Here is an 18,889-nt window from a genome sequence, read left to right on the forward strand (position 1 = left end):
TATAAACTGGCATCAACTTCACTGTTTCCCTTTACAACTAAAAAAAAATCGTAATGCGTTACTGTTGCCTGCCAACAGTTATTGCAATGCAAAACTGTAGGGTCATAGTTATAATAAACCTTTTCCTGAACAAGTTAGCTTAACGGATATTTATCCCGAAGACAGCAAAGAAACAATAGAGCATGTTGAGCAAGCAACAAATCATTCTGTGGATCATCTGCGGCCTACCAACGCTCCTGTTTGGACAAAACTACTCGATGAACGACCCTATGATCATGGATTGTAGCGGTATCTTTTTCGATGGAGGAGGCACCGGCACTCCTTATTCAGATTCGGACGTACTCACTACCACGATCTGTTCAAATGGCAATACCGGTAGTCACGTTCGCCTCAGCTTTTCCGATTTTGAGATCGCCACCGGGGATTCTTTATTTTTCTACGATGCTACCACCGCCGACCCGGATTCGCTGCTGGGTACCCTGAATACTTTCGGGAAAAGCGGGAACAATTTTATTACCGGTCAGGGCTTTTCGGTACAGGCCACAACGGCCAACGCTTCCGGTTGTCTCACCTTGGTGTTTCAACCCAATAATGACGGTCTGGTCGGTTCCGGCTGGGAAGCAACCCTTTCCTGCGGCTCGGCCTGTCAGAATATATTTGTGGAGCTGGACAGCACCGATCCGGCCGTAATGCCGGCGGATACCGGCTACATCGATCTGTGCCCCGGAGAGACGGTCATGCTCTCGGCCGTAGGCGATTACCCCCAGTCGGGTATCCGCTATGTGCAGAATGACGGTCTCACCAGTTTCCGGTGGATGATGGATGACGGCACCACGCTGGATGGTCAGCAGATCAGCCACGTTTACGACCAGCCCGGCGGATACGTAGTGCAGCTCGTAGCCACCGATCAGAACGGTTGTAAAAACCTCAATCTGCTCACCCAGCGCGTCCGGGTGGCTCCGCCGCCGAGCTTCAATACCGATATCCAGTATCCGATCTGTATCGGCGATACCGTTTCGCTGACGGCGTCCAATCAGCCCGCGGATAATGCCGATGTGCTGATCCGGCCGGGTGTAAGCGGATTTCCCATTTCCGGCGTGCGGGCAGATTCCCTGCCCCTACCCGACGGACTGGAGCCTTATACGGCCAGTCTGGTGATCAAGGAATTTCCGGCGGATGCGGTGATCGAAACGCCGGAGGACCTGGAAAGCATCTGCCTGAATATCGAACACAGTTATTTGTTCGACCTGGATATCATCATCACCTGCCCGAACGGTCAGTCCGATACCCTACAGCAAACTTCTCTGCTGAGCGGTGATATTTCCGTGCTCGGCGAGCCCTACGAAGCCGATGACACCCTCAATACGGGATCGAACGGCCACATTCCGGGGATCGGTTACGATTACTGCTTTACCAGTGGGGCACCGCTCACCTGGAATGAATACATCAATGTAAACGGTCATGGACAGCTTCCCGCCGGTGATTACCGGCCGGTGCAGGGTTTTGAGCAGCTCATCGGTTGCCCGCTGAACGGAGAATGGACCCTGCAGGTGACGGATGAGATCGTCGATGACAACGGGTGGATCTTCGAATGGGCGGTCAATTTTGCCAATCGCCTGCTTCCTTTTGCGAATTCCTTTTCTCCGGCCATTGTCGATTACAGCTGGGTCAACAATCCGGAAGTGGATTTTTTCAGCAGTGACTCGATCGCTACCTACAGTGGTACCGCCGGTGATATCAGTTATCTGCTAAACGCCACCGATGAGTTCGGCTGTAGCTGGGATACTTCCGTGGTGGTCACCGTTCTCCCGGAAACGCATCCGGATTGTTACGAATGTACGCAGTTGCTGAATCGGGAGAACGATGTGCTCATCTGTAATCCCGAATCCAGACAACTCGATGTAACGAATAATGAGCTGGTCCTGGACCAACCCGTTTCCTATATCGCCACGCCCAATGTACCGGTCGGCTTTGACAATGCCCCTCCGGGTATGCCCCTGCAATCGGTGATCACGGCCGGTAATGTGGTGCCGTCCGTACTGAGCGATCCCGCCAGTCAGATCCTGTCCGTTTGTGTGGACCTCAGTACCGACCGACTGGGAGATATTGAACTGTACCTGCAGGCTCCCTCCGGTCAGCGGCTGGAACTGAGTACCAAAAACGGAGGAAATTCCGCCGACGGCTACAGTCAGGTGTGTTTCACGCCGGGAGCAGCCACCGCCATTGATTTTGCCTTTCCACCCTATGCCGGCGACTATTTGCCGGAAGGCGACTTTTCGGACCTCACCGGAGCCGCCATTGACGGTGACTGGACCCTGCTCGTTTCGGACGATGCCAACATCAACGAATCCGGAGTGCTGAAGTCCTGGAGTATTTCCTTTCAGAGTACCAATGAGATCACCTATAGCTGGTCGCCCGCTTTTGGACTGGATTGCGATGAGTGTCCCAACCCAATGGCCGCTCCCAGCGCTACGACTAACTATGTGGTCCGGGCCACCGACCTGTTCGGTTGTACCGATCGCGATACTATCGTTGTCGCGATCGCATCGGACCTGCCCGAACCGCAGATCGGGTGCGAGATCACTTCCAACGGACAGATCACCTTCAACTGGCAGAAAGTGGAAAACTTCAGCCTTTTTGACGTCCGCCTGACCCGCAATGGCAACACCGCCGCCTGGGAAGGACCGATCACGGATCTGGAATACACCATCAACGGACTGCAGCTTTTCGACACGGTCAGTCTGGATCTGCGTGTATTTGCCGACCCGAATGCTCCTTCCTGCGATAATCCCGAAGTCCGGTCTACCTGTGTCTACGCTTCCTGTGTGCACGAAGGGCAGATCGAAGAGGTCACGCCGGTGAGTTGTAGTGAACTATCGGACGGAACGATCTCCATTATGGGTGTCAATGGGATAGAACCCTATCGCTACTTTATCGATGACGATACCAATGGACAGGACAACGGTTTTTTCGACGGTTTGAGCGCCGGAGATCATATCGTAGTCATTGAGGATCAGACCGGCTGCCGGGATACCACAGCATTCGAAGTACCGGCTCCCCTCCCTCTGCAGGCAAGTCTGGAAAGAGAAAAAGCCGTAAGCTGCCCGGATGGAGACGATGGGATCCTGCGGGCCATGGTTTCCGGCGGAACAATGCCCTACAGCTACGATTGGGTCGGGATCAACCGGCCGGACACCGGTACCGTAGATGGACTGGCTCCCGGCACCTACGAAGTGATCATTACCGACCAGAATAACTGTACGGTCAGTGCGAATTTCACCCTGAATAATCCCACCGGCATGCAGATCACTCTGGAACCGGTGGCTACCAGTTGTTTCAATACCGAAGACGGTGCCGTCGTCACCAGCATTACCGGAGGAACTCCGGACTATACATTTCTCTGGGATAACGGCGCCACGGTTTCCGAACCGAACAACTTTTCACCGGGGCAACACTGCGTCACGGTAACCGATGGTCGTGGATGCCAGGAAGTTGTCTGTACAACTATCGAAGCACCGGCATCCCTCAATATTGAAGAGACCATAATCAAGCCGGCGGAATGTTTTGACACCAATACCGGATCGGCCACGGTGGTCGTTTCCGGTGGTAGTGGCAATTACACCTACCTCTGGAGTGATAATCTGCAACAGATCAGCCAGGAAGCCGTGCGATTGCGCGCAGGCACCTATACCGTCTCGATCACGGATGATAACAGCTGTGAGATCACCACCCAGGTGGAAGTTCCCGAACCCGGTCCGCTGACCGCAACGCCTTCGATCGACGATGCGCTCTGCTTCGGCAGCTCGGACGGTGCCATCCGGCTGGAAATGAGCGGCGGCAACGCGCCCTTCACCTTTAACTGGTCGAACGGAGGCAGTCAGCAGGAAGAAACCGGGCTCAGCAGCGGCACTTACGAAGTGACGGTAATCGATGCCAAAGGTTGCGAAACCGCGGCAACGGCGACGGTCGGCCAGCCCGCTACCGCGGTGACCGTGGCAGCCACCCAAACCGACCGGGGTTGTGCCGGCACAGCGGAGAACGAGGTAGAAGCGCTGGCTGAGGGAGGGTCCGGCTCCGGATACACTTACAGCTGGAATGATGCCAATCAACAGTCCGGTCCCGTAGCGATCGGCCTGGATGCCAATATATACGTGGTCACCGCCATGGATGACCGGGGCTGTACCGGCCAGGACACTATTGCCCTGACGGACCTGCCGGAAATTGAAATCGGTATCATTGCCAATTCGCCTTCCTGCTCGGGTATTGCCGACGGGCGAATGGGTGTCAACCAGGTGGAAGGAGGGATCGGAGGCGATGATCCGGATAACTTTGACTTCATGTGGAATACCGGCTCCAGCGCACTAACCATCAGTGGACTGGCGGGAGATATTGAGTACTCCGTCACGGCAACGGATTCCCGGGGTTGCCGGGGCGTCCAGACCCGCTTTTTACCCCAGCCGGATACCATCAGTTTCGATTACGTCGTAACGGATGTTTCCTGCAATCAGGGCAGTGACGGTACCATCGGTGTAGAAAATATCGCAGGACCTAACAGCGGATTTACGATCAGCTGGGGTGTAGCTACCGGAGGGCAGACGGGACCGATGGCCGAACGTTTACCGGCCGGAAATTACCGGGTAACCATCACCGACAGCAAGGGTTGCCGAAATTTCAGTTCCATCCGCGTGAATCAACCGGACCCGATCGCGATCCAGTTCCAGACGGTGGACATCAGTTGCTTCGGAGGTAACGAAGGCAGCATCACCGCAATCGCCACCGGCGGCCAACCCGACTATACCTACCAGTGGAGTAATAGTCTGGACCCGGTGGCCAGTGTCAGCAATCTTTCGGCCGGCGACTATACGCTGACGGTGACCGATACCAATAATTGTGAATCCGTTGCCACCGTGGAGATCGATCAGCCGGCGACCGTGGAGGTCAATTTGAATATTACGGACGTCAGTTGCTTCGGCAACCGCGACGGGCGGATCGAGATCACAACCAACGGCGGAACGCCACCCTATATGTACAGCCTCAACAACATTAACTACAATGGAGTATCGACCGTGATCGGTCTGGAGGCCGGCGACCGGGTTGTCTACGTGCGGGATGCCAAGGGCTGCCTGTACGCTCAACCCGTAACGGTAGCCAGTCCGCCGGAGTTTCAGCTGGATCTCGGCCCCGATATCACCATTAATCTGGGCGATACGGTCGATCTGAACGTAGCGCTCATCGATGCCGCCGGTGGTATAGCGGACCTCTTCTGGTCGGCTCCCTACAGCGGTACGCTGAGCTGCGAACAATGTGATATGCCGGCGGCTTTCCCGCAGAATTCCATCATCTACAGTGTAACGGGTTACGACGGAAACGGCTGCGAAGCCGAGGATCAGGTCCGCGTCCGGGTGGAAAAACCGAGGGTGGTGCTGGTACCTACCGGATTCAGTCCGAACGGGGATCAGGCCAACGACCGATTAATTGTTCACGGCCTGGAGGGTACAACTATCAAAGTATTCCGTATCTTCGACCGGTGGGGACAACTACTTTTTGAGAAGTATGATTTCCCCGTCAATGACCCGGCTGAAGGCTGGGACGGCACTTTTCGGGGCGAACCTTTGAATAGTGGCGTATATATTTGGTATCTTGAGGCCATATACCCTTTCGATCAGGTAGAAGAGAGTTTTAAAGGACAGACGACTTTAATCAGATAGAGAAATTAAACGTTAAGAATCTTTTCGGATGGATGCCTTTCCAGGAGAAATTTCTACTTTCATTTCCTGAGGCGGTGTTCCCATCCTTATGATCATTATTTCTAAAGTCGTCGCATTGCGGCCAAATTTGAAAACTATGCTTGAGAACTCTACCATCCTAACTAAACGATCTTTTTACTGGGGCGTGTGGATGCTGATCTGTCTCCTTTATTCCACCCAAAGCAGTGCACAGGACCCCCGATTTTCCCAATTTTACGCCAACCCGCTGCAGTTGAACCCGGCCATGATCGGTGCCTTTGAAGGGCAGTTCCGTTTTACGGCCAATTACCGGGATCTCTACGGCAGTATTCTGGCTAACAAGCCTTACCGGACCATGACCGCCGGCATTGAGATCAAGTCGCCGGTTGCCCGCCGGGATTTTGCTACCTTTGCCATTAGTGCCATGCGGGATCGTGCCGGAGAATCCAATTTCCAGCGCACCCGGCTCAACATCGGCGGCTCCTTCATGAAGCAGCTCGACGGTGGCCGCTTCGGTCGCAACGGACAATTCCTGGTAGTGGGCGCCCAACTCGGGGCGGGCCAGCGTTCCTACAACTGGAATGACCTCTGGTTTACCGAACAATTTGATGCCAATACGGCTTCTGTCAATTACGGTGCCGATAGTGGCGAAGCGTTTGAACGGGCCAGTACCAATATTTTTCTGGATTTTAACGCGGGTTTGCTGTGGTACGCGCTATTCGATGAAAATATGAGCGTCTACCTCGGCGGTTCTATGCATCACCTGAACAATCCCAGTATTTCGCTGCTGGATAATCCGATGGAGAAGCTTCCCACCAAATACGTGATCCACGGTGGTGCCGAATTGCCCTTCAACGATAATCTGAGCTTTATGCCCGCGGTGGCTTTTCTTTCGCAGGGCACTTCAATGAGTACTACGGTGGGTGGTAATTTCCGCTACCGCAACCGCGACTGGAAGGAACTGGCCATCCGGGCCGGTCTGTGGGGGCACGTTGCCAATAAGCTGGATAGTGGTGTCGGTATCGATGCCCTTATTTTCACTACCATCCTGGAGATGGAACGCTGGAACCTGGGCATCAGCTACGATGTAACTACGTCCATTCTTTCGGTGGCCAACAACTCCCGGGGTGCATTTGAGCTATCGCTCATTTACGTTCATCCGGGCGGCTCCCGGCAGTATCGGGTGGAATGTCCGAACTTTTAATAATAACGCATTTACCGCCGGCAGGTGGCCAAAAATAAACGGCATGAAGATCAGGATCAAAGGTAATACCCTCCGCTTACGTCTGTCTCAGACGGAGATTAAACAACTTGATGAAGCGGGGATGGTTTCCGAGGCCATTGCCTTTGGTCCTGGTCAGACGCTGGTCTACAGCCTGGAAAGATCGGATGCGGCCGAATCTCCCCGGGCGGTATATTCCGATCACCGCATTCTGGTTATTCTTCCCGAAAAAGCAGTTCGGGACTGGGTTCAAAGCGATCAGGTCAGCATTGTCGGAGAACAAAATAATGCGACCAGTGAAGGACTTTCGCTGTTGATCGAAAAAGACTTCCGCTGTCTGACCGAACGGGCGCACGAAGATGAGGAAGATCTGTTTCCGCATCCTAAAGAAGGCGAGATCAACTGCTGATCACAGAGTAGCGGCGATGGATCTGTCCGGCCGCCCCCCGAATTTGTTGGTTATAAGACGGTAATGGGTTTCGCAATTGTAAAACATGGCGAAACAATCGTAATTTCCTATCTTTCAACTATCCTGACCATCTGAACTGACGTAAAATTGGTTTGGAGATCCTGAAAGTGCAAAACACGTCAGGACTGAACCGCTTCGCGTTAAGAATAATCGGTAAGCCGTACCTTTTTTCACCAATTGCAGTTCCCAATATGAGCGTCTGGCCTATCCTTCGTTTATTCGGAGCCTTGATCCTGCTTATCCCTGAATCCGGAGATCCGGCCCGGCCGGTATTGCCCCCGGAGATCTGCGACAACGCCCGCGACGACGATGAGGACGGTCTGATCGACATCAACGATCCCGATTGTACCTGTACGCTGATCGAACCGATCTCCCGCATTCCCAATCCCTCATTCGAAGACCGGAGCTGCTGTCCTGCGGGGATCACTCAGCTCCACTGTGCGGATACCTGGATACAGGCGTCTGCTCCTACGACCGACTATCTTAATACCTGCGGTTGGATGGGCTGGGATAATCTGCCGCCTCCCCTGCCCTTTCCCGACGGCCAGGGAGCGGTTGGTTTCCGGGACGGACGAAACATCATGGGCCAGGCTGAACCCTGGTGGAAGGAATACGTGGGGGCCTGCCTGCTGGCCCCGCTCGAAGCCGGCATTCCCTACCGCATAGAATTTCATATCGGATTCACCAACCGCAGCAATTCGCCGCCGATCTCCGTTACCTTTTTCGGCACCACCGACTGCAAAAACCTGCCCTTCGGCAATAACGATCAGATGTTCGGTTGCCCGACCAACGGTCCGGGCTGGATCAAACTGGGTGAGGTGGGACTGAGTGGTTCCAACAATTGGGTCAAAACCAGGATCGACATCACTCCCCGCGAGGACATCCAGGCCATTGCGATCGGTCCGGCCTGTGCGGATCGGCCGGCCAGCACCAGTTATTATTACTTTATCGATAACCTGATCCTCGATGAACAGGCTGTTTTTAATTATCAGATCACCGATAACGGCGAAAGCCCCTGCTCCAATTCCTTCAGTCTGCAGGTACCCGCAGCCGATTCGCTGGACTACCAATGGTATAAGGACGGAGTGGCCCTGATCGGAGAGGTCCAACCCCAACTGCAGGTCAATACCGGAGAGGGCAATTATCAGGTAAGAATATCGGGTTCGGACGGTTGTAAGGTGACCAATATTTACCGGCACAGCATCCCGGAGGAATTCTCTTTTTCCCGAACGGTGCTTTGTGAAGGGGAAAGCCTGCGCTTCGGCCCCCAGTTGCTCAACAGCGCCGGTACCTATCTGGACACCCTGAAAACCGCCGAAAACTGCGACAGCATTGTACAACTGGAAGTCATAGCCGCCTACGATCAGGAAAATACCGTAAGCGCCAAGATCTTTGAATCGGAATCTTATAAACTGGAGAACTTCTCTTTTTCCCGACCGGGCACCTACCCTATTCTACTCACTTCCAGTGCCGGCTGTGATAGTCTGGTGACCCTCAACCTCGATCTATATAAGGTCTACACGCCCAATGCCTTTTCGCCGAACGGCGACGGGATCAACGATTTTTTTACCATAATGGGAGAAGATGATCTGGTAGAGATCAAAAGTCTGCGGGTATTTGACAAATGGGGCAATCTGGCTTACCTCGGTGAGAACCTCGTGCCCAACGAACCTTCTACCGGTTGGGACGGCACCTTTGAAGGGCGCACCTTGCCGGGAGGGATTTACGTATATTCCGTAGTAATGCTTATGGATGACGGATTGGAAAGACGTTTGTCGGGAAGTATCAGCCTGATCAGATAGACCTCATTAATTTCCGGTTCAGGCCTCTACCTGTTCCATGGCCTGCAGGGCGATCAGTCCACCGTCCAGGTTGTAGGCCGTCGGGATGCCACTGTTTTTCATCAACATGCAGGTGCGCACGCTCCGCCGACCGGTACGGCAATACACCAGATAGGTCTTTTCCGGATCCAGCGCTTCCATCTTTTCGAGGAAATCATAATCCAGATAATCGATATTCAGCGCACCTTCCAAATGCCCGGATTGGTATTCGTTGGCGGTACGGCAATCGATCAGAATCGCCTCCGGCCACTTGGCGATAGCTTCCTGAAATTCTTTTGGACTGAAATTTTTAAGCTGTTTCTTCAACAGGTCCCACCGGCGTAATTTACAGGCATCCGACATAGTTGTTGCGTTGGTGTTTTACAAATATACTTTTAATTGGAATATAGGGCAATTTTGTTTTGAAGGGAACCGGCTTTCTTTTCCGTTCAGCCCGCCCCACCGACCATCTTTTCCCGGTCAAATACCCACTGCATGATCGCCCCTCTGGCGATCATAAAGATCAGCAGGGCCGCCCAAAGTCCGTGGTTGCCCCACTGGGACTGTAGCGGATAGTAGGCTAAAAGAAAAACCGCCAGCGCCAGGATCATACTGTTCCGCATGGCTTTCGAAGCTACCAGGCCAATGAAGATGCCGTCCCAGATGTAGCAGGGCGTACTGAGCAAAGGGAATAAGGCCATCCAGAACAGGAAGGGCTGGGCCGCCGTTATCACATCCGGCTGATCGGTAAAAATGCGCAGCAGCGGGTTTCCGGCCAGCCCGTAGAGCAGGGTATAAAAGGCAGCCAGTCCCATGCCCCAGACAAAGGACCGGCGGATCATGGCCATCGTCTGCGCCTGGTCCTTTTTTCCGGCGTATTTCCCCACCAGACTCTCGGCAGCGTAGGCAAAACCATCCACGCCGTAGGACATCCAGTTCAGGAATTGCAGTAAAATCACGTTCACTGCCAGCACCATGGCCCCGTCCAGTGCGGAGCGACTGTAAAAAAAGCCGAAAGAAAAGGTGAGACAAAAGGTTCGGATAAACAGGTCACTGTTCACGGAAAGGAACTGGCGCAGTGCCTGCCATTGCAGCAGCAGTTTCAGGTGGATCATCCGCAGGTAGTCCCGATATTTGTAAGCAACCAGGCCCGCTGCCAGCAGAAAACCTGCATACTGAGCGATCAGCGTACCGTAGGCCACGCCCGCCGTTTCCATGCCGCGCTCGTGCACCAGATACCAGCTGAGTAGCATATTCACAAGATTACTGAACACCGTAAGCACCAGCGGATAGATCGCGTTCTGCATACCGAAAAGCCAGCCGAACAGCACGTAAGTACCCAGCGTAGCCGGTGCGGCCCAGATCCGGATGAATACGTACTCGCGGACGAGCGGCAACTGGGCCTCCGTCACATTTAATAGTCGGAAAGATAATTCCGCCAGGGGTCGCTGGAACAAAAGGATGAGTCCGGCCAGGATCAGGGCCACCAGTAAAGCACGTCCCAAAGTAGCTGCAATGGCTTTAGCATCATCCGCGCCGTAGCCCTGAGCGGCCATTCCGGTAGTGCCCATCCGGAGAAAACCGAAGTTCCAGTAGATAAAATTAAAGATCATGGCGCCCAGTCCAACGGCCCCCAGATGCAGCTCCGTCAGACGCCCCATCAGGGCCGTATCCACCGTGCTGAGCAGGGGCACGGAAATATTACTGAGAATATTTGGCACGGCCAGGCGTAATATTTCCCGGTTCATATTCGTCTTTTATACCAGTTTTTACGGAATTTGCAGGATAGCAGAATTTCGTAGTAATCGCTTTTTAAGCTAAATTTGTCGGTTTCGGGGCCAAAAATATGGATTCGCTTAACAAAACACGCTTGCCAACAACATGAAAATTCCAATCGGCATATTTTTCGGAGGAGCTACTTCCAGCAGGGATCATTCACTCCGAACGGCACAAAGGATCTACGAACAGCTACAATCGGGGAATTTTGATCCCCTGCCGGTATTCGTGGATCCTTTCGGCCAGTTGATACTGCTGGATCAAGGTATGCCGACGAATGACAGCATCAGTGAATTTTACCCGTCCGCAAAATATTTTTCGGCAGGCGAACGGGCCCAGTTCACGGTTTATCCCGAGCAACTCGGCAGTCTGGGAGATCCCGAAAAGCAGGCCATGGCCAGAGAGCTGGGACGGCCCCTGAGCTTTGAAGAACTTCCCGAGCACATCAGCATGGCTTTCCTGGCCTTACCCGATGTGGAGCAACTGCAGAGTAATTTGAGTGCCCAGCGAATCCCTCATACCGGTGAGCCGGCCGATCTGCTGGACCTGATCCACGACCGTTACGGTCTTCATCTCCAATTGCAAAAGAACGGTTTCGATATGCCGGCCGCCCTGCGGCTGAGTACCAAAGACTGGCAGGATAATAGTTTGCAGGCGATCTGGGGCGAAGATACGGTCAGTGTTGCCTATCCCCTGCTACTGCGTCCGAGCCACCCGCACGGTGCCGGGCGTTCCAGCGTGGTGACTTCCAAAGACGGCCCCGAGGGACTACGCCGGGCCATCGACTTGGCCTTCGGCCAAAAACGGCTGCCCGCCGAAGACTGGCTGGATATGAATCCGGTCGATCGGGAGAACTTCGTTCGCCAACTGGCCCAGTGGCCGTCCGGGATCGGCTTTCCGCTGGAATTGAACACCGGTCAGGAGACCATCGTATTCCAGCGCCCCAGATCCCTTATGGATTATTTGAAACAAACGGCTGCCGACCGGCCGGATACCACTTATATTTTCAGATCCCAGCAGGCTGCCGACGACATTCTGGTCTCTTCTTTGCCCGAAGGCACTGCACTTTCCTGTTTGTTGATCAGACAGGAAGATGGAAGTTGGGATACCGCCTCCCTGCGATTCCTGGGACCTTCACGGGCGCTCGTGGCCGGGACGGAGCAATTTCCCGCCGCCAATGGCCCCGTTCCGAGAATTTCGGATAGCCTGCAGGAGCAGCTCATTACGCACTGCGAAGCCCTGGCGGAAAGTCTTCCCGCTACCTCCGGCATCAGGATCTTTGGCATTCTATCCAGCGCGGGCACACTCATCCCCGGAGAAGTCCAGGCTTTCACCGGACCAATTAATAGGGAAAATTTAAGTGGAGAGGCGCTAAAAAGTTTTATTATTGCATCCCTTCGGGCCCGGCAGGCGGCCAACCCGGATCCGGCGTACCGGTCATTACTGGAAACGCTAAGTTCCGGTGCGACGCCCGCCCTTGCCAATTCGCAGGCGCCACCCGAGCCGGAAGGTGTACCGTATATTCCCCCGCAGTCATCGGATAAGCCGGCCGTAATTGCTAATAAGGCGATATACGAACGGGAATTAGAAAAACTTAACAAGGAAAAGGAAGTAATGCCCGAATCAACATCATCGATACAGGAAAGCCCCTCCCAGGAACGCCGGCGGAAAAAAGCGGCAGGATGGTGGCCTTCTGTGAAAGCGTTCTTCTCCTCCCGGGTGTTCCTGAGGAACCTGGGAGCTGCGGCCCTTTTTGTCGTCCTGTTGTTCCTGCTGCTCAATATGGGGCTGCGGGTATACACCAAGCACGGCGACTCCATGCAACTGGAAGATTACCAGGGATTGCTCCTGGAAGATGCCACTCGTAAAGCCAAAGCCAAGGGGCTGAAGATGGAAGTGATCAGCACCTCTTTCCAACCCGGTAAAAGAGCCAATGAGATCTTCGCCCAGTATCCGGAGCCGCTCAGTAACGTTAAGGAAGATCGTACCGTATTCGTCTCCGTCTATCAGGGTAAAGGAAAACTGGTGACCCTACCGGCCTTTACGGAAGTGGGCGACGACATTGACAACTACCGCCGGGAACTCGGCAAACGCAAGATCCGCCTGCTGGTGAAAGACCAGAACTTTGATCCCAAGCTGGCCGAAGGAACCATCCTTTATCTGATAGTCGACGGGGAAAGGATTACCAATACCCAATTGCGGCAGGGCAAAGTAGAAGTACCGGAAGGGGAAGCGGTAGATGCCGTGATCTCTACCCGGCAGTCGGATAATGTGGAGCTGCCCGATCTGCTGTGTAAAACTTTTGACGCCGCTCAGTTTGAGATCCGGGCCAAAAGCCTGGTGCTGGGTAAAGTCTACGGAGGTACCGACGGCAACCGCAGCGATTATTATGTCTGGAAACAGGAACCGGCTACCGCTCCGGGTAAACTGATCCCGAAGGGAGCTCAGATTAATCTATATCTGACCGCCACCAGGCCGGACAACTGCGAAAATTAGTATTACCGACTCCAAAAGGAATTATAGTGAACAGCGAGTGAAATGCTCGCTGTTCACTATTTTTTAATACGATCGTTCCTATCGCTTCACGATCCGCTTGACCAGGGTTTGCCCGTCCATATTTACCCGCAGCACATACACACCCGAGGGGATCCCCGAAAGATCAATTTCCCACATAGTATCTCCGGCTCCGGGAGTTACCGCAAGCTGTTTACCCGATAGGGTGAAAAGCGAAAAGCTTATCCGTTCCGGACGGGTATCCAAACGAATGACCGCCTTATCCAGCGTGGGATTGGGGTACACTTCTACGCCACCGCCATGGGTGCGGAGTTCAGCCACCACAATATCCGAATACTCAAAAGCACCGTCGATATCAACCTGTTTCAGTCGATAGTAGTTGGCGCCCGCTGCGGCCTGCCGGTGTAAAAAGTGGTATTCAACGGTCTCGGTAGTTGTGCCGGCCCCTTTGACCTTCCCGACCGGCTGGAACCGGACGCCGTCGCGGCTGTGCTCAATCTGGAAAAAGTCATTTTGCAGTTCCGATGCGGTAGTCCAGTTCAGTTCCACTTCATCATCCCGGGTATCCGCGGAAAAACGGGTCAATTCCACCGGTAGGACCGAGGACTGGACGGTGATCACTACCTGGCCATTACCGCCGGCGCCGCCGTTACCGTTATTCGAACCACCGGCGCCGCCGCCACCCGGTGCAGCGCCCGTACGATTACTGGTGGTACCACCGGCACCGCCCGCCATACCGCCGGCCTTGCCACCGCTGCCACCGCTACCGCCGCCACCACCACCGGATACTCCGGAAGCACTGTTTCCCGAACCGCCACTGCCACCGGGGCCTTCAAAACCGGCGCCACCGCCGCCACCACTAGCCGTGATGCCCTGAAAGGAAGAAAATCCACCCAGGCTACCGCTGGAAATGACCATTATGCCCCCTGAACCACCGGTACCGACGACCACCGAGTAATTTGTCGGACCACCCGTCAGGGTAACGGGACCACCGCTGGCGAAACCGCCACCACCGCCACCGCCGCCTTTGTCATAACCACCACCGCCGCCGGCACCCCAGATCTCGAAAGTGACCGTGACGGAATACCCGTCGGGAACAATGAAGTTGCCGGAACTGGAGAAGGTATATTCGGTAGTACCTTCGCTAAAAGTCTGATCTTGGCCGTTTAGGCTATACCAGCTTAGAATGCTGAAAGACAATAACATAATCACCGCCTTTCCGTGAATGTAAGATCTCTGTTTCATAAAAAACTATTTACAGGGTTAAGTATCATTCATACTGTCGTATACAGAAATACCGGGAGCATACCGAACCGGTCGGTAGTTCCTCTAGTAATGATCCTGCAGTAAATTATGGCTTTTGGATGTAGCGTAAGAATGCGGAAAACTGATGTAATTGCTGGCCTACAAAGCTGTGATGATGAGGGTTTTATCAATAAGGAGACTCAATCATAAGAAATCAGGGCCGAATGTAAAATATTTTCTTAATATGAACAAGAAAAATGGGGAAATGTAAATGATGGGATCATCCAGACTTGTGGCACGGGATGTAATGGTTACACCGTACGACATATTTGCTGATGGACGATCGTAATTCAGGACGGTGCGCTGCAGCTCGAATAGATGGGAATGTATTGGGTTGGACATAGATCGGTACCCTGCAGCTCGAAGATTATTGGTACGGATCGGGTTGGAGAGAAGACATGAGTCATCCTGAATTTTTTCAGAACTCAAAAATGACCTCGTAGAGGTTAAACATTCGTAGAAAAATAGTCGAAATGCTGGTTTCGACCTCGGCGAGGTCGCACAACATGGAGCAATGTAGTAAATGTGCGACCTCCCTGAGGTCGGGTGTACAATATGGCACACTAATCATGCGGTATTTTTTAAATTTCTCCGTACTTTTTTCCGCCAAAAAAGTACCCAAAAGGCCGGGCAAAATTATCCCTCCCACGAAGCAGGCACCCACACCCACCATTTTGCCCGCTTCCCAACCCGCACCACGACATCTGATTGCACTAAATCGAACGAAAAGTATTGATAAAAAATGCACGCAACTTTTACCCCGCAGATTGTACACCCTACCTCGTAGAGGTTAAACATTCGTAGAAAAATAGTCGAAATGCTGGTTTCGACCTCGGCGAGGTCGCACAACATGGAATAATGTGGTAAATATGCGACCTCCCTGAGTTAGGGTGTACAATATGGCACACTAATCATGCGGTATTTTTTAAATTTCTCCGTACTTTTTTACGCCAAAAAAGTACCCAAAAGGCCGGGCAAAATTATCCCTCCCACGAAGCAGGCACCCACACCCACCATTTTGCCCGCTTCCCAACCCGCACCACGACACCTGATTGCACTAAGTCGAACGAAAAGTATTGATAAAAAATGCACGCAATTTCTACCCCGCAGATTGTACACCCTACCTCTCTGAAGTCATACACTGCCTTTTATAAAGTCCAGGGTGATTCATGTTTTGTCTCTAAAGGCAAATTTATCCCATGTTTAATTCCTGATTGGCATGATACACCCCAGCAAATGACTGGATATAGCTTAGCTTTATTTCTTAATAATCTTGTGCACCTCCTGCCGGCCATCATAAGCGATATGCAGCAGGTATATCCCTTCCGGTAGATCATTGAGATCCAGTTCCCAGCCATTTTCCGAGGCGGCAGGCTGCAGGTCCAGCTGCTGACCGACCAAATTGGACAAGCGAAATTTCACCCGCTCCGGACGTTCCGCGATCTGGATCATTGCCTTCTGGATGGTTGGGTTAGGATAAACCTGTGCCCCTCCCCCACGATGGTTTACTTCCGCCGCGACAATTTCCGAATATTCAAAAGCGCCGTCGTAATCGACCTGTTTGAGGCGGTAATAATTGGTACCGGTTGCCGGTTGGCGGTGCATGAAGTTGTAATCGACCGCTTCGGTGGTGGTGCCTTCTCCCTTTACTTTTCCTACCGGCGCGAAACGAACGCCGTCCCGACTGTGCTCGATCTCGAAATAGTCGTTGTTGAGCTCGGTAGCGGTGCTCCAGACCAGTTCCACCATATCCTCTTTGGACTGGGCTTCGAAACGGGTCAGCTCTACCGGTAGTGCCTGTTCCAAGGTGCTACAGCTGGGAAAATTCATGGCACATTCCGTAAACTTGGCGGTTAAAGCTTCAAAATCGTCTCCCGCCATACCGTTGAGTAGATAAGTTACGCCCGCTGCTTCGATCTCGGCCGAACCGTTCCCCCCCAGAGTAATCTCGGTATTATTATCGATCAAAATATCTCCGGGTAAGATCAACTTGTTATTAGACGATACGGTAAAGTTAATATTGCCGAATTTAATCGCATTCGGACCACAGGTTGAAGGAAAAACATAGTCAGCATTCCCCGTCGAAAAGTTGATAAGAAATACCCCTGAAAAGGTTACAACTCCGTCAACCGGGGCTGAAACATTAAAGGGACAGGAAGTACAAATATCGAAGGAAGCGCTGTTGACGGAACAGGTTTGAGCCGAGAGCTGGAGGCCCAAAAGGCTAAAAAGAGCGATGGTAAAAATTTTCCTCATAGTGAACAATTTTCCGGGTTATAAATGAATGATGGTAAATTCTGGATAGTTGTACGGAGGACATAGGAAGGCTGGTAATCCGGGACCGGATTACACATTTAAATTACGGACTATACATTAGGGTAACTCAATCAATTAAATGAAGGGAAATACTCGATTGAGATTATTCTTTTTTATTATGCGACAATGCTTCTATCTCTGTGATATACAGGCAATTACATTGCTAAAATATTCTTTCCTAACTGATTATCCAAATCTTAAATAAAAAAAAAGAGATACCCTAAGATGTACTTAGTGCATCTCCCAACAATAGGCTCTAACAGTTTATGGTTCATTCGTCCTTGAGGGACGGATTATTTATCGTTTGACGATCTGTTTGGTAATGGTTTTTCCATTGGCCTCAACCCGCAGCAGGTAAATACCGGCCTGCAGTTCACCGAGGTTGATCTCCCATCCCAGATCGTTTACCCGGGGGATCAGATCGATGCGTTGCCCCAAAATATTCGTCAGCAAAATCTCGACGCGCTCCGGACGTTCATCGAGCTGGATCACGGCGCGGTCTACGGTCGGGTTGGGATAGACCTTCACCCCTCCGTCGCGCAATTCCATTTCTACCGCGATCAGGTCCGAATACTCGAATTTACCGTCGTAATCCACCTGCCGCAGCCGGTAATAATTGGTACCGCTTACCGGTTGGCGATGCAGGAACTGATACTGCACCTCTTCGGTGGTGGTGCCCGCCCCTTTTATTTTTCCCACGGTATTAAAAGAGAACCCGTCTTTACTATGTTCAATCTCAAAATAATCGTTATTGAGTTCGGTAGCTGTCGACCAGTTCAGCTCGATCATATCTTCCCGGGCCGCTCCCTGAAAGGCCGTCAGTTCTACCGGCAGGAAGGAAACGAGCTCGAGGCATTCCATCGGGTCGGGATTCTGGGCGCAACCGGCGATCAACTGGTTGAGGGCCACGAAACTATTCAGGCCGCGATTGGCCTTATAGACGGTACCATCTTCCCCAAACTGGACTTCGGAATTACCGGAGACACCACCCGTACCCAAAAAATTGGTACTGGCATCAATGATGATATTCCCGGTAAAGACCAGTCGGATCTTATCCGGCACATAAATGGTCAGGCCGGAAAGATCAACCGCAGGATCCATGCCCTCGATGGAAACCGTACCGTAGCCGGCGGGATGCAAAGGTGGTCCGAAAGTGATGGAAACAGTGGCGGGATCGTTGGCACAGGCGATGAAGTTGCTGGCGAAATCGGATCCGAAGACCGTGCAGTTTTGGCTTTGAACTGCTGTAGCCAACAGCAATGAAAGCAGCAGTGTAGAAAGCTTTCTCATAGTAAAAATTTACTGTTAGATGAATAGTATGTTTAGTGGGATAGCTGAACAATTCGGCAAAAGCGCGTACCAGCTATCAGCATCCGTTCATTATGACGGACAAGTTTTCACAAAGTCATAGTTGTACTAAAATATTTGTCAGGCAGGCGTTTCCCTTCGACCTAAACTGACAAAACGCTTTTTGACGCAGCCGCAGTCACCAAAACCATGGCTGGTGTTGATCTAGTGTTTTGGAGGATGTACAGGTTTCTTGTTAGTGATAAATTGAGGACTGTAAAAGGATAGAAGTTGGACGAATCAATAGGTAATTTCTGAGTATCTCTTTTGATCACTGGGCTGAGGGGCAACCCAATTGATGTATCTAATGATTTTTTGTGACCTCTGTTATTGGTGTAGCAGTATCTATTTCTGGCATCTAAATTATGCTTAAATGCCATCACTTACAAGGGTT

The 18,889-nt window shown here is 52.4% G+C and carries 10 protein-coding genes; 5 read left to right on the forward strand and 5 right to left on the reverse strand.

Translation table 11 applies throughout. The features are described from left to right. Positions 1 to 257: 257 nt before the first annotated feature. From CRP01_RS05670 to CRP01_RS05685, 4 genes are all read left to right on the forward strand, one after another. Positions 258 to 5,708 (forward strand): proprotein convertase P-domain-containing protein, encoded by a 5,451-nt coding sequence (locus CRP01_RS05670; RefSeq protein ID WP_170110242.1) that lies wholly within the window; start codon positions 258 to 260, stop codon positions 5,706 to 5,708. Positions 5,709 to 5,844: 136 nt separating this feature from the next. Next, on the forward strand, positions 5,845 to 6,930 hold the full coding sequence (locus CRP01_RS05675; RefSeq protein WP_170110243.1) for a PorP/SprF family type IX secretion system membrane protein: 1,086 nt from the start codon (positions 5,845 to 5,847) through the stop codon (positions 6,928 to 6,930). 43 nt (positions 6,931 to 6,973) lie between these two features. Next, entirely contained in the window at positions 6,974 to 7,357 is a 384-nt protein-coding gene (locus tag CRP01_RS05680; RefSeq protein ID WP_099149041.1) for a DUF7009 family protein, read from the forward strand. Between the two features lie 251 nt (positions 7,358 to 7,608). Continuing rightward, on the forward strand, positions 7,609 to 9,219 hold the full coding sequence (locus tag CRP01_RS05685; RefSeq protein WP_099149042.1) for a gliding motility-associated C-terminal domain-containing protein: 1,611 nt from the start codon (positions 7,609 to 7,611) through the stop codon (positions 9,217 to 9,219). 18 nt (positions 9,220 to 9,237) lie between these two features. Here CRP01_RS05685 and CRP01_RS05690 read toward each other — a convergent pair whose 3' ends face one another. Beyond that, positions 9,238 to 9,600, reverse strand: coding sequence for a rhodanese-like domain-containing protein (locus CRP01_RS05690; RefSeq protein WP_099149043.1), 363 nt, complete (start codon positions 9,598 to 9,600; stop codon positions 9,238 to 9,240). Between the two features lie 86 nt (positions 9,601 to 9,686). After that, positions 9,687 to 10,985: an MATE family efflux transporter gene (locus CRP01_RS05695; protein WP_099149044.1), complete on the reverse strand. Its 1,299-nt coding sequence runs from the start codon at positions 10,983 to 10,985 to the stop codon at positions 9,687 to 9,689. Between the two features lie 133 nt (positions 10,986 to 11,118). On the opposite strand from CRP01_RS05695, the gene CRP01_RS05700 reads away from it, so the two are divergent. Then, positions 11,119 to 13,509, forward strand: coding sequence for a PASTA domain-containing protein (locus tag CRP01_RS05700; RefSeq protein WP_099149045.1), 2,391 nt, complete (start codon positions 11,119 to 11,121; stop codon positions 13,507 to 13,509). 78 nt (positions 13,510 to 13,587) lie between these two features. Here the strand turns inward: CRP01_RS05700 and CRP01_RS42145 are convergent, their stop codons facing one another. The 3 genes from CRP01_RS42145 to CRP01_RS05725 form a co-directional block, all read right to left on the reverse strand. Further along, positions 13,588 to 14,772 (reverse strand): T9SS type A sorting domain-containing protein, encoded by a 1,185-nt coding sequence (locus CRP01_RS42145; RefSeq protein ID WP_170110244.1) that lies wholly within the window; start codon positions 14,770 to 14,772, stop codon positions 13,588 to 13,590. Positions 14,773 to 16,089: 1,317 nt separating this feature from the next. After that, positions 16,090 to 17,088 carry a T9SS type A sorting domain-containing protein gene (locus CRP01_RS05720; protein WP_099149048.1) on the reverse strand — a complete coding sequence of 333 codons (999 nt, stop codon included), beginning with the start codon at positions 17,086 to 17,088 and terminating at the stop codon, positions 16,090 to 16,092. A gap of 357 nt (positions 17,089 to 17,445) precedes the next feature. Then, a complete protein-coding gene (locus CRP01_RS05725) occupies positions 17,446 to 18,438 on the reverse strand; it encodes a T9SS type A sorting domain-containing protein (RefSeq protein ID WP_099149049.1) in 993 nt (330 codons plus the stop codon). Positions 18,439 to 18,889: the final 451 nt, after the last annotated feature.

Source organism: Flavilitoribacter nigricans DSM 23189 = NBRC 102662 (assembly GCF_002646595.1).
In the GTDB taxonomy this organism is placed as follows: Bacteria; Bacteroidota; Bacteroidia; order Chitinophagales; family Saprospiraceae; genus Flavilitoribacter; species Flavilitoribacter nigricans.